At 64.2% G+C, this 18,993-nt stretch carries 18 protein-coding genes and 1 tRNA gene; 15 read left to right on the top strand and 4 right to left on the bottom strand.

The annotated features are described in order from the left end of the window. The first annotated feature begins 517 nt into the window (after positions 1-517). Genes LC062_RS01840 through LC062_RS01830 form a run of 3 tightly spaced genes read left to right on the top strand, consistent with a single transcriptional unit; the run spans position 518 to position 3,655 of the window. On the top strand, positions 518-2,272 hold the full coding sequence (locus LC062_RS01840) for a vWA domain-containing protein (protein ID WP_224909314.1): 1,755 nt from the start codon (positions 518-520) through the stop codon (positions 2,270-2,272). After that, a complete protein-coding gene (locus LC062_RS01835) occupies positions 2,269-3,051 on the top strand; it encodes an SH3 domain-containing protein (RefSeq protein ID WP_224909313.1) in 783 nt (260 codons plus the stop codon). Before LC062_RS01840 ends, LC062_RS01835 begins: the two co-directional genes overlap by 4 nt. 52 nt (positions 3,052-3,103) lie before the next feature. Continuing rightward, positions 3,104-3,655 (top strand): hypothetical protein, encoded by a 552-nt coding sequence (locus tag LC062_RS01830; protein ID WP_224909312.1) that lies wholly within the window; start codon positions 3,104-3,106, stop codon positions 3,653-3,655. Between the two features lie 135 nt (positions 3,656-3,790). Here the strand turns inward: LC062_RS01830 and LC062_RS01825 are convergent. Continuing rightward, a tRNA-Lys gene (locus LC062_RS01825) sits at positions 3,791-3,866 on the bottom strand. A gap of 383 nt (positions 3,867-4,249) precedes the next feature. Between LC062_RS01825 and LC062_RS01820 the strand changes: the two genes are divergently transcribed. The 4 genes from LC062_RS01820 (at position 4,250) to LC062_RS01805 (ending at position 9,419) form a co-directional block, all read left to right on the top strand. Then, positions 4,250-4,546: a hypothetical protein gene (locus LC062_RS01820; protein ID WP_224909311.1), complete on the top strand. Its 297-nt coding sequence runs from the start codon at positions 4,250-4,252 to the stop codon at positions 4,544-4,546. Between the two features lie 443 nt (positions 4,547-4,989). Beyond that, the gene (locus LC062_RS01815) at positions 4,990-5,958 is read left to right on the top strand and encodes a TAXI family TRAP transporter solute-binding subunit (protein WP_224909310.1); all 969 of its coding nucleotides are present in this window, start codon (positions 4,990-4,992) and stop codon (positions 5,956-5,958) included. A gap of 195 nt (positions 5,959-6,153) precedes the next feature. After that, complete coding sequence (locus LC062_RS01810) at positions 6,154-8,988, top strand: TRAP transporter permease (RefSeq protein ID WP_224909309.1); 2,835 nt, start codon at positions 6,154-6,156, stop codon at positions 8,986-8,988. Further along, positions 8,985-9,419, top strand: coding sequence for a universal stress protein (locus tag LC062_RS01805; protein WP_224909308.1), 435 nt, complete (start codon positions 8,985-8,987; stop codon positions 9,417-9,419). The genes LC062_RS01810 and LC062_RS01805 overlap by 4 nt, the downstream gene beginning before the upstream one ends. Before the next feature lie 61 nt (positions 9,420-9,480). On the opposite strand, the gene LC062_RS01800 is transcribed toward LC062_RS01805, so the two are convergent. The 3 genes from LC062_RS01800 to LC062_RS01790 form a co-directional block, all read right to left on the bottom strand. Beyond that, positions 9,481-10,575, bottom strand: a complete 1,095-nt coding sequence (locus tag LC062_RS01800; protein ID WP_224909307.1) for a YeeE/YedE family protein — start codon at positions 10,573-10,575, stop codon at positions 9,481-9,483. 93 nt (positions 10,576-10,668) lie between these two features. Next, the gene (locus tag LC062_RS01795; protein WP_224909306.1) at positions 10,669-11,001 is read right to left on the bottom strand and encodes an ArsR/SmtB family transcription factor; all 333 of its coding nucleotides are present in this window, start codon (positions 10,999-11,001) and stop codon (positions 10,669-10,671) included. A gap of 134 nt (positions 11,002-11,135) precedes the next feature. Beyond that, positions 11,136-11,591: a hypothetical protein gene (locus tag LC062_RS01790; RefSeq protein ID WP_318246089.1), complete on the bottom strand. Its 456-nt coding sequence runs from the start codon at positions 11,589-11,591 to the stop codon at positions 11,136-11,138. Positions 11,592-11,785: 194 nt separating this feature from the next. Between LC062_RS01790 and LC062_RS01785 the strand changes: the two genes are divergently transcribed. From LC062_RS01785 to LC062_RS01750, 8 genes are all read left to right on the top strand, one after another. Then, positions 11,786-12,523: a cytochrome c biogenesis CcdA family protein gene (locus LC062_RS01785; protein ID WP_224909779.1), complete on the top strand. Its 738-nt coding sequence runs from the start codon at positions 11,786-11,788 to the stop codon at positions 12,521-12,523. Between the two features lie 212 nt (positions 12,524-12,735). After that, complete coding sequence (gene soxX, locus LC062_RS01780; protein WP_224909305.1) at positions 12,736-13,191, top strand: sulfur oxidation c-type cytochrome SoxX; 456 nt, start codon at positions 12,736-12,738, stop codon at positions 13,189-13,191. Positions 13,192-13,240: 49 nt separating this feature from the next. Beyond that, positions 13,241-13,693, top strand: coding sequence for a thiosulfate oxidation carrier protein SoxY (soxY, locus tag LC062_RS01775; protein ID WP_224909304.1), 453 nt, complete (start codon positions 13,241-13,243; stop codon positions 13,691-13,693). A gap of 56 nt (positions 13,694-13,749) precedes the next feature. Further along, on the top strand, positions 13,750-14,076 hold the full coding sequence (soxZ, locus tag LC062_RS01770) for a thiosulfate oxidation carrier complex protein SoxZ (RefSeq protein WP_224909303.1): 327 nt from the start codon (positions 13,750-13,752) through the stop codon (positions 14,074-14,076). 111 nt (positions 14,077-14,187) lie between these two features. Continuing rightward, positions 14,188-15,042: a sulfur oxidation c-type cytochrome SoxA gene (gene soxA / locus LC062_RS01765; RefSeq protein ID WP_224909302.1), complete on the top strand. Its 855-nt coding sequence runs from the start codon at positions 14,188-14,190 to the stop codon at positions 15,040-15,042. Between the two features lie 219 nt (positions 15,043-15,261). Next, positions 15,262-16,956: a thiosulfohydrolase SoxB gene (soxB, locus tag LC062_RS01760; protein ID WP_224909301.1), complete on the top strand. Its 1,695-nt coding sequence runs from the start codon at positions 15,262-15,264 to the stop codon at positions 16,954-16,956. An 84-nt stretch (positions 16,957-17,040) separates the two neighbouring features. Next, positions 17,041-18,330: a sulfite dehydrogenase gene (gene soxC / locus LC062_RS01755; protein ID WP_224909300.1), complete on the top strand. Its 1,290-nt coding sequence runs from the start codon at positions 17,041-17,043 to the stop codon at positions 18,328-18,330. Then, on the top strand, positions 18,314-18,979 hold the full coding sequence (locus tag LC062_RS01750) for a c-type cytochrome (protein ID WP_224909299.1): 666 nt from the start codon (positions 18,314-18,316) through the stop codon (positions 18,977-18,979). Before soxC ends, LC062_RS01750 begins: the two co-directional genes overlap by 17 nt. Positions 18,980-18,993: the final 14 nt, after the last annotated feature.

Raw genomic sequence — 18,993 nt, 5'->3', positions numbered from 1 at the left:
TCGCGGTCAATATGCGCGACCGGACCCGTTGGCGGGCCCGGTCGACCGCGCCGTCCGCAGAGGCATTTGGGGGTGTCCTTGCGGACGAAGGGCTCGCACCTGTGCTTGGTGAGGCAGCTCCTTCGGTTCAGGCACGCATCCTGCCGCGCACCCTCGGCATCGCGTCCCAGAAAAGTGCCCTTGAAACCTTCGTGTCCGCCGCTCTCCCGGTCACCCCTGCAAACGCAGGGGGAAGCCCTCCGTCTCCCGCGCTAGGGATGGTCTGGGGTGGCAGACAGGGAGTGTGAGATGCGGGCCTTCAGTGTCGGCAAGGTTTTGGGGGTGTTGGCTTCCAGTACAGCTTTATGTTCTTGGGCGGCGTGCTTGGTTTCGGTCTCGCCGCCGCGATCCCTTATTTTGCGCGCGAATATCTCCTTTGTCTGACCAAGGCCGGGCCGATCGCGGCCTCCGCCCTGCGCGAGCCCTTCGCCGTCGCCGGCCTCCTGAGGCCGCTAGCAAAGCTCCAACAGGTAAAACCATGAAGATGAAGAGTATTTCAGCTCTGGCCCTGGCCCTTGGGCTGACAGGCGCACCCGCTCTGGCCGCCGACGATGTGATGATCGTCTACGACGGCTCCAACTCCATGTGGGGGCAGATCGACGGCATTCCCAAGATCGAGATCGCGCGGGAGGTCATGGGAGATCTGATCGCGACCTGGCCGCAATCGACCAATCTCGGCTTGATTGCTTATGGTCATCGTCGCGCTGGGGATTGCTCCGACATCGAGGTCAAGGTGCTGCCCGATCCGGTCGACCGGGCAGCCTTCCGCGATGCCGTCGATGAGGTGGTGCCGCGTGGCCGGACCCCGCTGACGGCCGCCGTGGAAAAGGCGGCGCAGATCCTGTCCTACCGCGACAATCCGGCGACCGTGATTCTGATCTCCGATGGGGTGGAGACCTGCCAGGCGGATCCGTGTGCGCTTTCCGCCCGGCTCGCCGAGACGGGCGTTGCCTTCACCGCCCATGTGATCGGGTTCGATCTGACCCGGGAGGAGCACGAGGCGCTCGCCTGTATCGCCGAGAACACCGGCGGCATGTTCGTTCCGGCGGAAGATGCCGAGGAGCTGCGCGGCGCCCTGACCCAGGTTCGTCAGGTGATCACGCCCGCCGAGGTCGACGACGGGGCACCGGCACGACAGGCCCCCCTCCGCGAGGTCGGGCTTTCCGCACCGGCGCAAGTGCTGGTGGGAAAGCGGTTTCCGGTTTCCTGGAGTGAGGTGCACGATCGGAGCGACCTTGTCACCGTCGTCCCGCCCTCTGTCCCGGAGGACAATCGCGGTCCTTATCTGCGCGTTGGACGCAAGAGCGAGGGCACGCTGACCGCGCCGCCGCTTCCGGGCATGTATGAGGTGCGCTATCTCTCCCCCAAAACGAAGGAGGTGCTGGGGCGCACGTCCATCGACGTGGTGGAAGCGGAGATGGCAGTGTCGGCGCCGCAAACCGCCGTGACCGGCGCGCGCATCGCCGTGAGCTGGACCAACCCGATCAACAAGCGCGACATTGTCACCATCGTTTCAGCCGGGGCACCCGACATCGAGCGCGGGAACTACATCCGGGTCGGGACGAAAAGCAAAGGCGAACTGACAGCGCCCGCAGAGCCCGGACTCTATGAGGTCCGCTACCGGCTCGACGGGGGCGGGCGCGTCGTCGCCTCGGCCCCCATCGAGGTGCGGCAGGCGGCGGTCGAGGTCTCCGGGCCTGACGGCGCCGTGCGCGCCGGATCGCGGGTGACGGTCGGCTGGTCGCACAGCGTCAACCGGCGGGACCGCATTGCGATTGTCCCGGCTGGCTCCGATCCCGACGATGTCGGATCGACCTATCGGCGTGTCGGTTCGAAAACATCCATGGACCTGACCGTCCCCGACGTGCCCGGTCTTTACGAGGTCCGCTACGTTTCAGCGGAAGGGGATCGCCTGCTGGCCGCGCACCCGTTCGAGGTCGTCGATGCCATGGCGCCGCTCGACGCCGGAGCGGGGTTGCGCGTGCCGGCGACCGCCCGGCCGGGAGAGGACATCATGGTGTCCTGGTCGATCACGGCGGCGGACGCGGACCGGCGGGTTGCGCTTGCGCAGGTGAAGGCACCCGATTTCTCGTGGTTCTCTGCGGCTGCCGTCGGAGGTGAAAGCCAGATGAAACTGACCATGCCCGACACGCCCGGCCCCTACGAGGTTCGCTTTCTCGATCTTGGTGAGCGAAAGGTTCTGGGGCGTGCGATTGTGGAGGTGACGGAATGACATCACGGACCGGCCGAACGCGGCTCCTCGCCGCTCTGCTCCTCACCTCGGTGCTTTGGTCGGGGCAGGGGCTTGCGGAGATCGACGGACATGGACCGGACGCCTGGCGCGTTCGGGGCGTGGCAGCGAGCGACGCGCTCAACATGCGCATGGGGCCGGGCACCGAATATGGCGTGCTCGGGACGTTTCGTGCCAATGAGCACGGGCTGCAACAGGTGACATGCGTGCCTTATGTGCCTGCTGCGCGCTACATGACCCTGTCGGAGGCGGAGCAGGCGGCCCTTCCGCCGCGCTGGTGCCTGATGCGCAGCCGCGACCTGACCAAAGCCGGTTGGGTGCGCGCCACGTTTCTGGTGCCCGATTATGGCGGGGCGGAGAGGGCGCCGGCAAACAATGGCGAGGCGCAGATACGCGAAGCCGAGGACGTGGTGCGTGCGCTATATGAGGCGCACAGGATCGAGGATGCCGGCGGCAAGACCGATCTCCGGCGCCCTCGCGGCGCGCGGCGGTATTTCTTTGCCGATGTCGCCGCCGATTTCCTGTCCGGGCGCGCCGGGGCGGACCCGGTCTATGGCGGGCAGGATTTCGACGGGAGTTGCCAGCCGCCGCGGCGGGATCCGCAAACCCCGATGCTGCGCGGAATGATCACGGTCAACGTCGATTGCGTGAACTTCGGGCATGCCCAGCGGGCTGTCTATCGGCTGCGCGCGGACCCGGACCAGCCGGGGGCTCCCATCCGCATCTTCCGCATCGAGCATGACGGTTGGTCCTTCCCTTAAGGGGGGGGACATTCGACGACAATCACCTTGGTAGGCATGTAAGGAACTTGACGTGTTTCAAACCGACATCAAAAGACTTGCGCCCGTGGCGATGGCGGGCGGGATAGCCGTCCTTCTGTCCTATAGCGCCGAGGCCTTCGACGTGAAAGCGATTGGCAGTGTGACGGCGACCATCGACGAGGCGTCTTACGAAGGTGAGACGCTTTTCGTGTCCGACGATCAAAGCGCTTCGGCAACCTTTCGCTCCTTTGGGCCCGTAAATCAGGTTTCCATCCAGGCCCATGCCAAGGCCAACGAAAACAAGACCCGCAATATTCTGAACATCGAATTTTCCGTTATGGGGGAGGTCGGCGCCGGGACCGTCACAAATGCGAGCGTGTCCTGGTGGCCTGAGGGAATGAATGGGGAGTTTTTCGTTGCCGGCGGTGAGGGCGGGACGGCAAGGGTAACGCTCGAAACGCTCGTTCTTGATGCGTCTCCAAACGCTTCGGGAACGTTTGAGGCGGAAGTCTGCGCGAAGGAGAGCTTCTCGACCGAAGCGGACCTTGCAAAGTGCGTTCCGGTCAAGGGAACGTTCAATACGTCGCTGGTCGAGGGAAAATAAGGCATTTCAGGCGAGGCGGCGGCACGGCCGCCCAGCCGTGCATCGGCGCATGACCAGATCTGCGCCGCCCGGCCAGCCTGTTCAAATTTCGTGGCCGGCAGCGTCGCTGGGAATCTGAATTGATTTTGGGAGAAATGGTGAGCCCGCAGGGGCTCGAACCCTGGACCTACTGATTAAAAGTCAGTTGCTCTACCAACTGAGCTACAGGCTCACATTTGCGGTTTGTGTAATCATTCCACCGGCCTGAGGCAAGGGGGAAATGGCATCATGCAAAGCCTGCCTGCCGGTTTTCCCATATTTCTTTCCCGCCGTGCTGCGGCCGGGCGCAGAAGGCCTGGAAGGGATGGGGGCACAAGCTCTTGTGAGGGGGCGGTGCCCCGGCCTTGCGAAAAATGTCCCCGTTCAGGGCGGTTCCCTCGGGAAAGCTTGTGAAAAAACACGGATACCACTTCGCGCCCAAAGCTGTCATTGTTCTCATCTGCAGTGAGCGGGCCCAGTTGGCGCCGGTGAGCCGCGTAAAGGTGAGCGATGCGGAGCAGTTGACCGGTCAGGAGGCGGCGGCCATACTCTCCGGCCCTGACAATGGAGGTGGTCATGTCTGACACACCAACAGGATATTCGAGCGGCTCGGCGGAGTTCGCGTTTCTCAAGGGGCACATCGCCGCGACCATGGCGCTGATTCACGGGCTGATTGCGCAAAACGCGATCAACCGGGATGCGCTCGATGATTTTTTCACCGATTATCTCAGTCGCTTGCCCCATACTCGGGAGACCATCGCCCTGCGTCTGGTGATCGACCAATGGCGCCAGGGGCTGCGCGATGGCGTGGATGAAGCCCAGCTTCGCCGCCAGTTCCTCGAAGTGATTTCCGGCGGTCGCTCCTCCGACTGACAGAGCCTCCGGCTCGCGGAAACCGTCAGCTTTCCCCAATCCGCATTGTCTCGCCGGTCCGGCTTCTTGTTCGCTCGGTCGACTGATCCTCTGGAGTCGGTCGGCAGGAGGGGCCGCGTCTGCACATACGCTTGTAAGCCGGCTGTGGCCGAATGTCCGGTCATGGTCGAATGGGCTTGGAATACCGAAGCTTTTCGGTCTACCCTCTTGCTATCCGCACTTGCGCGGGTTCGCGGGTGGCGTTTGCCGCGTCGCGAACGTTGGTTCGAAAGATCGCTTGTCCGGGAAGGCGAATGCCAGGCCGGGCAGGGCGTTTTTCGGTGGGAGGCCCTCGTCGGTCGGAGGCGGGCATGGATGTGTCCTGATGCCGACAGGAGGAGGCTGGCGGCTATTCCGCCGCGCGGTCATGGGCTGCCCGCAGTCATTGAACAGGAGGTGTTCCAGTGAAGTTTTTCAAATCCACCGTGATCGGCGCGGCCCTGACCGGCGCGATGATGCTGACAGGTGCCGCCCAGGCGGAGACGTTCGTCACCATCGGCACGGGTGGTCAGACCGGCGTCTACTATCAGGTTGGCGGGGCGATCTGCCGTCTGGTCAATCGGGGCACCAAGGATCACGACATCAAATGCACCCACACCACGGGTGGATCCGTCGCCAACATCAACGGCATTCGTGCCGGCGATCTGGACATGGGCGTGGCCCAGTCGGACTGGCAGTATCATGCCTATAACGGCACCGCGCCCGAGCAGTTCCCCGATGGCAAGTTCGAAGAGCTTCGGGCCGTGTTTTCGGTTCATCCGGAGCCGTTCACCGTGGTGGCTCGTGCCGATTCCGGCATCAAGACCTTTGAGGACCTGAAGGGCAAGCGCGTCAACCTCGGCAACCCCGGTTCCGGCGCCCGTGCGACCTTCGAGGTTGTCATGGACAAGATGGGCTGGACCGCCGACGACTTCGCGCTGGCTGCGGAGTTGAAGTCTGCCGAGCAGGCCGCCGCGCTTTGCGACAACAAGATCGACGCGATCGTCTTCACCGTCGGCCATCCGGCCGGCACCATCAAGGAAGCGACCACGTCCTGCGAATCCAAGCTGATCAACGTCGACAATGACGTGATCCGCAAGCTCGTGGACGACAACGCCTTCTATGCGATGGCAACGATCCCGGGCGGCACCTACACCGGCACGGACGAGGACATCACGACCTTCGGCGTTGGCGCCACCTTCGTGTCGTCCAGCAAGACCTCGCCGGAAGTGGTCTACGAGATCACCAAGGCGGTGTTCGAGAACTTCGACCGGTTCAAGCAGATGCACCCGGCTTTCGCCAATCTCAAGGAAGCCGACATGATCAAGAACAATCTGTCGGCACCGCTGCATGATGGCGCGGTCAAGTACTACAAGGAACGCGGCTGGATGTAACCGGCGGCAACAGGACGGCGCGGAGGATTTCCGCGCCGTCCTTGTCTTGGGGGCGTCGCGATGCCCCTTGCGCCGGACCTGCTCCCTTGAGGAAAAAGCCCGGCGGAATACCGTTTTTTTTGAGGGACATCTGCGGCATCTGATACGCGAAGCCGATGTTCCGGAGTGTTTTGTTTTGCATGCGTGGGGGGCGCAATGAGCACGGACTCGAAACCGGAAACCTACAGCGCCTCGGAGCTCGATGATCTTGTCGCCTCGGTCGATACCGGCGGGCGCAATCCGAGCAACCGGCAGGTCGCCCTTCTGATCGCCGGCGTGGCGCTGGCCTGGTCCATATTCCAGATCTGGATCGCTTCGCCGCTGCCTTACACCCTCGGTGTCGGCGTCTTCTCCAGCCGTGAGGCCCGGCCGATCCATCTCGGGTTCGCCCTGTTCCTCGCTTATCTGGTGTTTCCCGCGTTCCGTGGCTCGCCGCGCCGCACCGTGCCCTGGGCCGACTGGCTGCTGGCGATCGGCGCCACAGCAAGCGCGCTTTATCTCTTCGTCTTCGACACCGCCCTGATCAAGGCACTGACCGGCACCCAGCTCGCCGACCGACCGAACAACCCCAACGGGCTTGACGTGGTCGTTGCCGTCGCCGGCATCCTGTTTCTGCTGGAAGCGACGCGCCGCTCGCTCGGTCCGCCGCTGATGGTGGTGGCCATTGTCTTCCTCGGCTACACCTTCCTCGGCCCTTACGCGCCGGGCATCCTTGCCTGGAAGGGCGCCAGCTTCAACGCGGTCGCCTATCACCAGTGGCTGTCCACGGAAGGGGTGTTCGGCATTGCCCTTGGCGTGTCGACCGATCTCGTCTTCCTGTTCGTGCTGTTCGGTGCCCTGCTCGACAAGGCCGGTGCGGGCAACTACTTCATCAAGGTGGCCTTTTCGCTGATGGGCCATTTCAGCGGCGGTCCGGCCAAGGCCGCCGTCGTCGCCTCCGGCATGACCGGGCTGATCTCCGGCTCCTCCATCGCCAATGTGGTGACCACCGGCACCTTCACCATCCCGATGATGCGCCGGGTCGGCTTCTCGCGGGAGAAGGCGGGGGCGGTCGAGGTCGCCTCCTCGGTCAATGGCCAGATCATGCCGCCGGTCATGGGTGCCGCCGCCTTCCTGATGGTGGAATACATCGGCATCTCCTATTTCGAGGTGGTCAAGCACGCCTTCCTGCCGGCGATCATCTCCTACATCGCCCTTGTCTACATCGTGCACCTTGAGGCGATGCGGCAGGGCATGGAAGGGCTGCCGCGCTCCGGCACGGTCAAGCCGATGAAATGGGCGCTGCTGTCCTTCGGCGTCACCATGGCCGTTCTTCTGGCGGTCGCCAGCGGCGTCTATTATCTGTTCCTCGCCTTCCAGGCGCTTGGCAGCACCGGCGGCCAGTTGCTCGCCGTTCTGATCGTGCTCGCGGTGGTGTTCCTCATCGGTCGGCTGACCCGGTCGCTGACCAGTGCGGACACCCGCATGAAGACCGTGTCCACCGGCGCGATGGTGCTCGGTCTGACCGTCGTTTGCGCCTTTGGCCTGTTCCTGTTCATGGACCTGCTGCAGGCCGCCGCCGGCAACTCGACCATCTGGGTGGTCGCCGCATTGATCGGCCTCGTGTACGTGGCGATCGTGCGCTATTGCGCCAGCTTTCCCGATCTGGAGATGGATGACCCGAACGAACCGGTGGTGCACCTGCCCGAACCCGGTCCGACCGTGAAATCCGGCCTGCATTTCCTGCTGCCCGTCGGTGTTCTCATCTGGTGCCTGATGGTTGAGCGGCTGTCGCCGTCGTTGTCGGCGTTCTGGGCGACGGCGCTGATGATCTTCATTCTGCTGACCCAGCGGCCTCTGTTCGCCCTGTTCCGCGGGGAGGACAAGACCGGCACGGTGCAACAGGGCTGGTCGGAACTGATCGACGGCATGATCATGGGCGCGCGCAACATGATCGGCATCGGCATTGCCACCGCTGCCGCCGGCATCATTGTCGGCGCCGTGTCGCAGACCGGTGTCGGTTCGGTGCTGGCAGCCCTGGTGGAATTCCTCAGCCAGGGGCAGATCCTGCTCATCCTGATCCTGACGGCGGTGCTCAGCCTGATCCTCGGCATGGGGCTGCCGACGACGGCGAACTACATCGTCGTCTCGTCTCTGCTCGCACCGGTCATCGTCGCCCTGGGGCAGCAGAACGGGCTGATCGTGCCGCTGGTGGCGGTGCATCTCTTCGTCTTTTACTTCGGTATCATGGCGGATGTGACGCCGCCGGTGGGGCTTGCCTCATTCGCCGCGGCGGCGGTGTCCGGCGGCGATCCGATCCGCACCGGCTTCGTCGCCTTCTTCTACTCGCTGCGCACCGCCTTGCTGCCGTTCCTGTTCATCTTCAACACCGATCTGCTGCTGATCGACGTGACGCCGGTGGAAGGGGCCATTGTCTTCGTGGTGGCGACAGCGGCGATCCTGGTGTTCACCGCCGGGGCGCAAGGCTTCTTCATCGTCCGCTCGCGGCTTTGGGAATCGGCGGCGCTCATTCTGGTCGCCTTCACCCTGTTCCGTCCCGGATTCTGGATGGACATGATCTCGCCGCCCTACCAGCTGGTCGATCCGGTCGCCATCACTCAGGTGATCGGTGAGGCCAAGCCGGGGTCCGAGTTGCGGGCCACCGTCGATGGGCTCGACGAGGTCGGGGATCCGGTGACGCTCACCATGATGATCCCGGTCGGCGATGAGCCAACGGGTGAGGAGCGGCTGGAGGCCTTCGGGCTTGCGGTGCTGGAGCAGGACGGCAAGCTGATCGTCGACAATGCCCTCTATGATTCCAAGGCGCAGGCGGCTGGTTTCGACTTCGACCAGACGATTGCGACGCTGGAAACGCCGATCGATCAGCCCCTGCGCGAACTGCTCTACATTCCCGCGCTGTTGCTGCTCGCCGGCGTCTACGCCTTGCAGCGCCGCCGCCGGGCGGCAGTAGGGGGCGAGGCGCAAAAGTCCGTGGCGGGAGGAACCCCATGAGCAACTTCTTCAAGCACGTCATGGCCTGTGTCGATCTCGGCGACCTGCCAACCTCCAGCCAGGTGATCACGGCGGCGATGGAAACGGTCACCGAAGGGGACACGCTGCATGTGTTCACCGTGGTTCCGGATTTCGGCCGCAGCATCGTCGGCTCGTTCTTTCCCGACAATTTCGAGGAAGAGGCGATCGAGAAGGCGCGCCGGGCCCTGCATGCCTTCATGGACACCCAGGTCCCCAAGGGGACACGGGTGCAGGCGGTGATCGGCCATGGCAACATCTACGAGGAGATCATTGCCGCCGCCGAGAAGGTGTCGGCGGATCTCATCGTCATCGGGTCGCACCGGCCGGAGCTGAAGGATTATCTGCTTGGGCCCAATGCGGCACGGGTGGTGCGCCACGCGACAACCTCGGTGCTTGTCGTCCGCTCCTGAGGGGATGCGTGAAAGCGCGGGCGGGCACCCGTGTCGGATGCCGCCTGAGCGTGCTTCCGACCTAGCCGTCGCCGGATGATCGGACATAACCGCCGATGAGGCCCGCGAGGCTGCCCTCCAGCAGCCAGGCGAGACCGAGGCGACTGCCTGCCACGATCGACACAAGCACCACCGGCGCGGAAACCGACAGGGCGGAAAACGCCGAAATGCCCTGGCCGATGGTGCAGCCGAAGGCCATCACCCCGCCGGTTCCCATCAGGAAGGCGCCGACCATGTGCCGGCGCAATTCGCGCACGTCGTCGCAAGCCTCCCAGCGGAATTCGCGCTTGAAGAGGGCGCCGGCAAAGGCACCGGCGATAACGCCGAAGACCGAGCCGATGCCAAAGCTGATTGTGGCGCCGCTGAAGGTCATCAGATAGACCAGCGTGTTGCCGAGCGGCCGCACGAAGGTGAAACTTTCCAGCCGCTGCGGGGCGAAGGGATCGCTGCCGACGAGACCGGTGGCAAGCCAGCCACCGGTGACCGCGAGGCCAACGGCAACACCGCTGATCACCAGGCGCGGTTCGCTGCGGAAGGCGGCATCCCGCAAGGCCCAGATCGTCAGCGCGATCGCGATGAGAAGGCCAAGGGCTGGGCCGGTGTCCCGGCCGATGATCGTATCGAGCACCGCATCAAATGCCATGCCGTTGCTGAAGTCGAAGGACAGCACCCAGGGGGCGATCAGGCTCTGGCGCGCGAGCCCGGTCACTCCGCGCATGGCCATGTAGGCACAGACCGCCATCACGAGGAAGGTCACCACCGCGCGCAGGTCGCCGCCGCCGATCCGGGCCAGCGTCCCGTAGCCGCAGGTGCCCACCAGCGCCATGCCGACCCCGAACATCAAGCCGCCGACAATCGCACCCAGCCACTGAAAGTCCGTGGCGAGATATATCGACCGGGAGAGGTCGATGACGCTGAAAAACACCAGTATCTGGGTCAGGGCAAGGGCAACGGCAATCGCCAGTGCCCAGCTGCGCAGCCGACGCAAGTCATTGCCGATAAAGGCATCTTCCAGCGCGCCCATGGTGCAGAAACGGCCGACCCGCGCGGCCAAGCCGAGGATGGCGCCGCCGGCAAAGCCGAAAAGCGCCACCAGTTGCGGCGTTGTGAACTCCATGACCGCGCCTCCCTCACGTTCGGTCATTGTCACGGCGGGACGGCGGTTTTTCCGCTTTCGTTGGAACCGTTGGCTCCTTGTGTCCGTCGCCGCTCAGTCTCGGCAGAAGACGTCGTAGACGGCCTCGATAATCCGCCGGGCATCGTCATTTGCCAGCCGATAGTAGACGGTTTTTCCTTCCCGGCGGGTGATCACCAGCTTGTCCATCCTGAGCCGCGCCAGCTGCTGCGAGACCGTCGGCTGGCGTAGCGACAACAGCGCCTCAAGCTCGGTGACAGACTTCTCTCCCTCCGCCAGGATACACAGAATCAGCAGTCGGCTTTCATGGGCGATCGCCTTCAGAAAGTCGCTGGCGATTTTGGCACGATCGATGATTTTCTCAAGATCCGAGGAGCATTCGAGATCTTCTACGCGCGGAAGAGACAAAACCCGGTCCTTTTTTCGCAAGTTTTGGAACTGAAATTGTCGCTGGAAGCACAAATTTCAGCTCGGTGGTAGCCAGCCTCTAACATATAGGGCAGAGCGCCGACAGCGACTTGGCTTTCGTCAAGCCGGCCGCCTCAACCTGCGGGAGCAGGGCGGCCCTCCACCGGCGCCTCAAGCCCCGAGACGGTGTCGCGCAGCTTGGCGATCATCTGCGCCAGCAGGCCCCAGAAGAAGTCCTCGCCCGGATATCCCCGGATGCGCCCGTACTCCTTGCCCTCATGCACCAGGGCAAAGCTCGGCGTGAATCGCTCGCCGCGCATCCACGAAAGATCCTCCGGCATCGGCTTGTGGATATCGACCCGGCGCAGCGGTGCCAGCGCGCCTTCCTCCGTCTTGGGATAGATCGGCGCGATCTGTTCGTCCCAGATCTCGCACCAATGGCACCCGGCCTGTTCGAACATCACCAGCTCCGCCGCCCGTGCGGACGGGACGGCAAGGCCCGGGACCACCCCCAGGGTCAGACCGAAAGCGAGGAGCAGCGCTGCGGCGCGGCACGTCATCCAACTGGAGATCACTGGCGAAACGGTCATCGAGGGCTCGCGGAATGGTGAAAAGACAGACAGCTACAGGTTGCCTATACCGGAATAGCTTGATCATATGCAAGAAATGGAATGCGTAAATGGTGCAAACGGTCACATTGCCGTGTGGGCCACAACATGAAAGGGTGCGCTGAAGCACCCGCATGGGCGAGAAACAGGCGAAGAGCCAGGAGTTGAACGAACACATGTTTCAGGATGTCACGATTTATGGCGCCTTCCTGGCTGGCCTTCTGTCCTTTGTTTCTCCTTGCGTGCTGCCCCTGGTTCCGCCGTATCTCGGCTTCCTTGCCGGCGTATCGCTGGATGAATTGACCGGCGAGGGGGAGGAAAAGGCCGACAGCCGGCGGGTGTTCTTCGCCTCGCTCGCCTTCGTCCTCGGCTTTTCGACCGTGTTCGTCGCTCTTGGCGCCAGCGCTTCGTTCATCGGTCAGTTCGTCACCGAGCATCTTCAGGTGCTGAGTTATGTGGCCGGGGCGGCGATCATCGTCATGGGGCTGCACTTCCTCGGCGTGTTCCGGATCGGCCTGCTCTACCGCGAGGCGCGGGTGCATGTGGAGCGCAAGCCCGCCGGCCTGATCGGCGCCTATGTGATCGGCCTGGCCTTCGCCTTCGGCTGGACACCTTGCGTCGGCCCGATCCTGGCCGCGATCCTGTTCGTCGCCGGGTCCGAAGAGTCCGTGTCGCAGGGCGCCTTCCTGCTGTCTGCCTATGCGCTGGGGATCGGCGTGCCGTTTCTCGCCGCCGGCCTGTTCGCCGGACCGTTCATGCGGTTCATGTCGCGGTTCCGCAAGCACATGGTGACGGTGGAGCGGCTGATGGGCCTGTTCCTGATCGTCACCGGCATTGCCTTCATGACCGGCCAGATGGCGGCGCTCTCGTTCTGGTTGCTGGAGACCTTCCCGGCCTTCGCCGTCATCGGCTGAGGCGCGGCGCCCGCTTTCCCTTCCCGAGCGGGCGGTCGCGCTGGCGGCGGATCGATCCGAAAGACGTATCCTAAAATATGAATATGTGAATTGAACGCTGGCGAGGGAGCTGTTACGCTTCTGCCGGTGCTGCGGAATCGTGGCCGCGTGACAAAAGAACCACGTAAAAAAATAAAGGCCGGGACAGCCGGCAGAGGGAAGGAACATTGCCCATGAATGCCATTCTCCGGAGCTCGATTGCCGGCTGCGCGCTTCTGTTCGGGGCCGCAACGGCATCGGCCGAGGGACTCGTCGCCTATGAAATCGTGGATGGTACCATTCCGGTGTCCCTGACCGGAAAGCCGGGGGATCCGGAGGCCGGGCGCGCCGCGCTGGTTGATCGCAAGCTCGGCAATTGTCTTGCCTGCCACACGGCCACGGACCTTGCCGACGAGCAGTTTCACGGTGAAGTGGGCCCCTCGCTCGATGGGGTCGCCGACCGCTGGGACGAGGCCTCCCTGCGCATGCTCGTGGTCAACGCGAAGATGATCTACGAGGGCACGGTGATGCCCGCCTTTCATCGCGATGCCGGCTTCAACCGGGTGATGGACTCCTTTGCCGGAAAACCGATCCTGACCGCCCAGCAGGTCGAGGATGTGGTTGCCTATCTGAAAACGCTGAAGGAATGAGGCCTGCGAAGAGGCCCGCCCAATACGACAACTTAAAGAGGAAACGAACATGAACATCACACGACGCCAGGCGCTTGCTCTGGGCGCCGGGGCCGCCGTCGTCACCATGACCGCATTGCCGCGGCTCTCGCTCGCCGACACCGATGCGGTCAAGGCAGCGATCGACGCCATGGCCGGCGGTGCCACGCCGGAAGTCGCCAATGTGACGCTGACCGCGCCGGAAATCGCCGAGAACGGCAACACCGTGCCGATCACCGTGGCCATCGACAGCCCGATGACCGATGACGACTACGTGACCGACGTGACGATCCTGGCTGCCGGCAACCCGTCGCCGGGCGTTGCGACCTTCCATTTCACGCCGATGTCGGGCAGCGCAGAGGCCACCACCCGCATGCGCCTGGCCAAGACCCAGGACGTGATCGCGGTCGCCAAGACCTCGACCGGCAAGGTCTACATGGATCGCAAGACGGTGAAGGTCACCATTGGCGGCTGCGGCGGCTAAGCGCTGCCCGCCCCACGAGTGATCCCCAACACGTTACTTTTCTTCAGGAGTGCCAGATGGCCAAAGCCAAGCCCCGCGTCAAGGTGCCCAAGAGCGCCGACAAGGACGAAGTGATCACGATCAAGACCTTGATTTCGCACAAGATGGAATCCGGGCAGCGCAAGGACAAGGACGGCAACCCGATCCCGCGCCAGATCATCAACAAGTTCACCTGCGAGTTCAACGGCAAGCCGGTGTTCTCCTGCGATCTGGAGCCGGCGATCTCCGCCAATCCGTATCTGGAGTTCAGCGCCAAGGTTCCGGAAAGCGGCGTCTTCACCTTCACCTGGCTCGATGACGACGGCTCTGTCTATTCCACGGAGTCGAAGATCAAGGTGAACTGATCCGATGGACCGGCGGCTCCCCGGTCGCCGGTCCCGCATTGCCTGAACCAGCCTCTTTACGAAAACGAGAACAAGACGAACCGCAGCGGTTCGCGCAGGAGGGAAAGCCACATGAGGAAACTCCCGGGTCTGCTTGCCGGCGGAGTTGTCGCGGCGGCAATGACCGCCGCGGGCGGAGCAAGTGCCGACGAGACCAATTTGCCCAGCATCGACGGTGTCACCCTGCAAACGCGGGTCGAGGCGCCGGAGGGGCACCCGCTGACGGAAATCATCTCCGGCTTCGAATTCCGGACCAAGGAAACCCAGGCGCTGGAGCTGGACGACTTCAACAACCCCGGTTTCCTGATGGTCGAGCTGGGCGAGGAGGCCTGGTCGACGGTCGAGGGCAGCGCTGGCAAGTCCTGCGAATCCTGCCATGGCGATGCCTCCGAGAGCATGCGGGGCGTGCGCGCGGCCATGCCGAAGTGGAACGAGGCCGCCGGCCGTCCCTTCACGCTGGAAAACCAGATCAATGCCTGCCGCACCGAACAGATGGGCGCCGAAGAGTGGAAGTGGGAGTCCGACGCGATGCTCGGAATGACCGCCTATGTCGGTCTGCAGTCGCGCGGCATGCCGGTCAAGGTCGATATCGAAAGCGGCGAGATGCGCAAGTGGTGGGAGAAGGGCAAGGAGCTCTACCACACCCGCTTCGGCCAGCTCGACATGGCCTGCGCCAACTGCCACGAGAGCAATTACGGCAACTACATCCGTGCCGATCTCTTGAGTCAGGGGCAGTCAAACGGTTTCCCGACCTATCGGTTGAAGTGGCAGAAGATGGGCTCGCTGCACCGGCGCTTCAAGGGCTGCATGGACAACATCCGGGCCAAGGCGTTCAAGCGCGGCTCCGATGAGTTCGTCGCGCTGGAAGCCTACCTCGCCTGGCGCGGGCAGGGGCTTTCGGTGGAGACACCCGCGGTCCGTAACTGAGGCCAGCGCGCCGCTGCCCCCGGACCCGACGCCAGAGTGCTGCCGGGTCCGGCGAAAACGGGCGGCAGGGGCGTCCGGACTGCCCAGGCCTCCGCCCCCGAACGGGTGGGGCCCCGGGCGCCGGGCAGATCCAGAACAGAAACTGCGTGGCGGCCGCAAGGCGCGCGACGGTACTCTATTGCCCGCCGCAAGGCGGCGGAACGAGGACGGAACGGGCACATGATTTCTCGGCGTGAATTCCTGATGGCGGCGGTCGCGACGGCCGCAATGACCAGTGGCACCGGCTTCGGCGGGCTTGGCCGGCTCGCCGCGCAGCAAGCGCTGCGCGAGGAGGACCTTCTCGCCTTCCGGCCGCTTGGCAATGTCACGCTGGTGCATCTGACCGACATTCACGCCCAGCTCATGCCGGTCTATTTCCGCGAGCCCTCGGTCAATCTCGGGGTCGGCGCGGTGAAGGGCCTGCCGCCGCATGTGACCGGCGCCGATTTTCTCAAGCTGTACAATCTGGAACCGGGGTCTCCGGAAGCCTATGCGCTGACCTCCGTGGATTTCGAAGGGTTGTCGCGTGCCTATGGCCGCATGGGCGGCATCGACCGCATCGCCACGGTGTTGAAGTCGATCCGCGCCGAGCGCGATGCCAACACCCTGTTCCTCGATGGCGGCGACACCTGGCAGGGCAGCTACACCTCGCTGAAGACCGGCGGCAACGACATGATCGCGGCGATGAACGCCCTGAAGCCGGACGCCATGACCGGCCACTGGGAGTTCACCTATGGCTCCGACCGGGTGTCGGAAATCGTCGAAAGCCTGCCGTTCTCCTTCCTGGGCGGCAACATTCGCGACACCGAATGGGACGAGCCAGTGTTCGAGCCCTACAAGATCTTCGAACGCGGCGGCGTGCGCATCGGCGTGATCGGCCAGGCCTTCCCCTATACCCCGGTGGCCAATCCGCGCTGGATGTTCCCCACCTGGTCCTTCGGCATTCGCGAGGAAGAGGTACAGGCCAATGTTGACGCGGTCCGTGCCAAGGGCGCCGACGTGGTCGTGCTGTTGTCGCACAACGGCTTCGACGTCGACCGCAAGCTGGCCGAACGGGTCAAGGGCATCGACGTGGTGCTGACCGGCCATACCCATGACGCGCTGCCCGAGCCGGTCAAGGTCGGCAAGACGCTGCTGATCGCCACCGGCTCGAACGGCAAGTTCCTGTCGCGGCTCGATCTCGATGTGCGGGACGGCGAGGTCAAGGACTTCCGCTATCGCCTGATCCCGATCTTCTCCGACGTGATCACCCCCGATGCGGAGATGACCAAACTGGTGACCGAGCTGCGGGCGCCCTATGCCGATGAACTCTCCCGCGAGCTGGCAACGACGGACTCGCTGCTGTATCGGCGCGGCAACTTCAACGGCACCTTCGACGATCTGATCTGCGAGGCGCTGATCGACAAGCGCGATGCGGAAATCGCCATGTCGCCGGGCTTCCGCTGGGGGACGAGCGTGCCCGCCGGTCAGCCGATCACGGTGGAGGACCTGCACAACGCCACCTCGATGACCTACCCGGAGGCCTATCGCTCGGAAATGTCCGGCGCGCTGATCAACGAAATCCTGGAGGACGTCGGCGACAACCTGTTCAACACAGACCCCTATTACCAGCAGGGCGGCGACATGGTGCGCGTCGGCGGCATGGCCTACACCATCGACCCGACGGCCACCATCGGCAACCGCATCTCCAACATGACGCTTCTGAAGGACGGATCGCCGATCGACCCGGCTCGCAACTACGTCGTCGCCGGTTGGGCCAGCGTCAACGAGGGCACCGAAGGCCCGGCGATCTGGGACGTGGTCGAGGAGCACCTCAAGGATCGCAAGTCGGTGACGCTGGAGCCGAACCGCGCGGTCAAGGTGGTGGGCGCCTGAAGGGGCCGCTGCCGCCCGTGGCGGCTCTGATGGCTTCACGTATCTGAATGTAGGAATTTGAAGGTTTGAACCCGGAGTAACAGAATGTCGAGATCTTCGAAGTCTCACGACGGGCCCGCCAACCCGTCGCGGCGCGGCCTCCTGAAGGCGGGAATTGCCGGCGCCGGTCTCGTGGCCGGCGCGGGGCTGGCCCGGGCCGCGGGCGGGGACCCCGCCAACCTGCCGCCCAATGTGGCCGACTGGAGCCGCTATCTGGGGCCGGGCGTCGATGCGGCGCCCTACGGCATGCCGTCGGAGCATGAGGCGCAGGTGGTGCGCCGCAGCGTGGAATGGCTGACGGCCTCGCGGGAAAGCTCGATCAACTTCACGCCCCTGCATGAGCTCGATGGCATCATCACGCCGAATGGGCTGTGCTTCGAGCGCCATCACGGCGGTGTCGCCGAGATGAACCCGACCGATTACCGGCTGATGATCAATGGCCTGGTGGACAAGCCGCTGATCTTCACGCTGGACGATCTGAAGCGCTTTCCCCGCGTCAATCGCCTGTACTTCCTGGAATGCGCGGCCAACTCCGGCATGGAGTGGCGCGGTGCCCAGCTCAACGGCTGCCAGTTCACCCATGGCATGGTCCATTGCGTGATGTACACCGGCGTGCCGCTGAAGTACCTGCTGGAAGAGGCCGGGCTGAAGACCAATGCCAAGTGGATCATGCCCGAGGGCGGCGATGCCGCCGGCATGAACCGCTCCGTGCCCATTGAGAAGGCGCTGGACGACTGCCTCGTCGCCTTCAAGATGAACGGCGAGGCGCTGCGCCCGGAGCAGGGTTACCCCGCCCGTCTGGTGGTGCCGGGTTGGGAAGGCAACATGTGGGTGAAGTGGCTGCGCCGCATCGAGGTCGGGGACATGCCCTGGCACGCCCGCGAGGAAACCTCGAAATACACCGACCTTCTGGAAGGCGGCAAGGCCCGTCGCTTCACCTGGGTGATGGACGCCAAGTCGGTGATCACCAGCCCGAGCCCGCAGGCGCCGATCCTGCATGCCAAGGGCGCGACCGTGCTGACCGGGCTTGCCTGGTCCGGCAATGGCCGCATCACCCGGGTCGATGTCACCCTTGACGGCGGCGAGAACTGGCATGAGGCGCGGATTGACGGTCCGAGCCTGCCGAAAGCGCTGCACCGGTTCTATTTCGAGTTCGACTGGGACGGTTCGGAACTCTTGCTGCAATCGCGCGCCCATGACGAGACCGGATATGTGCAGCCGACCAAGGACGCCTTGCGCGCGGTTCGCGGCACCAATTCCATCTACCACAACAACGGGATCCAGACCTGGTACGTGAAGGCCGACGGGGGAGTGGAAAATGTCGAGATTTCTTAAGGTTGCGGCCCTGTCGGTCGGCGCCGCGCTGGCGCTGTCGCAGCCGCTCCAGGCCGGCTCCTTCGGTCTTGGAACGCCGGCCTCGCCGGAGGAAATCGCCGGTTGGGACATCGACGTGCGTCCCGATGGCGCCGGCCTGCCGGAGGGGCGCGGCACGGTGGCGGAAGGCGAGGCGATCTTCACCGAGCAATGCGCCGTCTGCCATGGTGATTTCGGCGAGGGCGCCGGGCGCTGGCCGGTGCTGGCCGGCGGTCAGGACACCCTGACCAGCGAGGCGCCGGTCAAGACCATCGGCTCCTACTGGCCGTATCTGTCGACCGTCTACGACTACATCCACCGGGCCATGCCCTATGGCAATGCCCAGAGCCTTTCCGCCGACGAGACCTACGCGGTGGTCGCCTATCTGCTCTATCTGAACGACATCGTCGACGATGAGGAATTCGAGCTGTCGAAGGAGAATTTCAGCTCCGTCCGCCTGCCGAATGAAGGTGGCTTCATCGACGATGGCCGCCCGGATACGCCGCTGGCGAGCGAGGAGCCCCCTTGCATGAGCGAATGCAAGGCCGAGGTGAAGATCACCAAGCGGGCACGGATCATCGACGTGACGCCGGAGGAAGACGGCGAGGTCAGCGGCATGGCCGTCGACTGATCGCCGCGACCGTA

It is taken from the genome of Stappia indica (genome assembly GCF_020177335.1).
GTDB lineage: Bacteria > Pseudomonadota > Alphaproteobacteria > Rhizobiales > Stappiaceae > Stappia > Stappia indica_B.
This window is presented reverse-complemented; position numbering and strand designations above follow the sequence as displayed.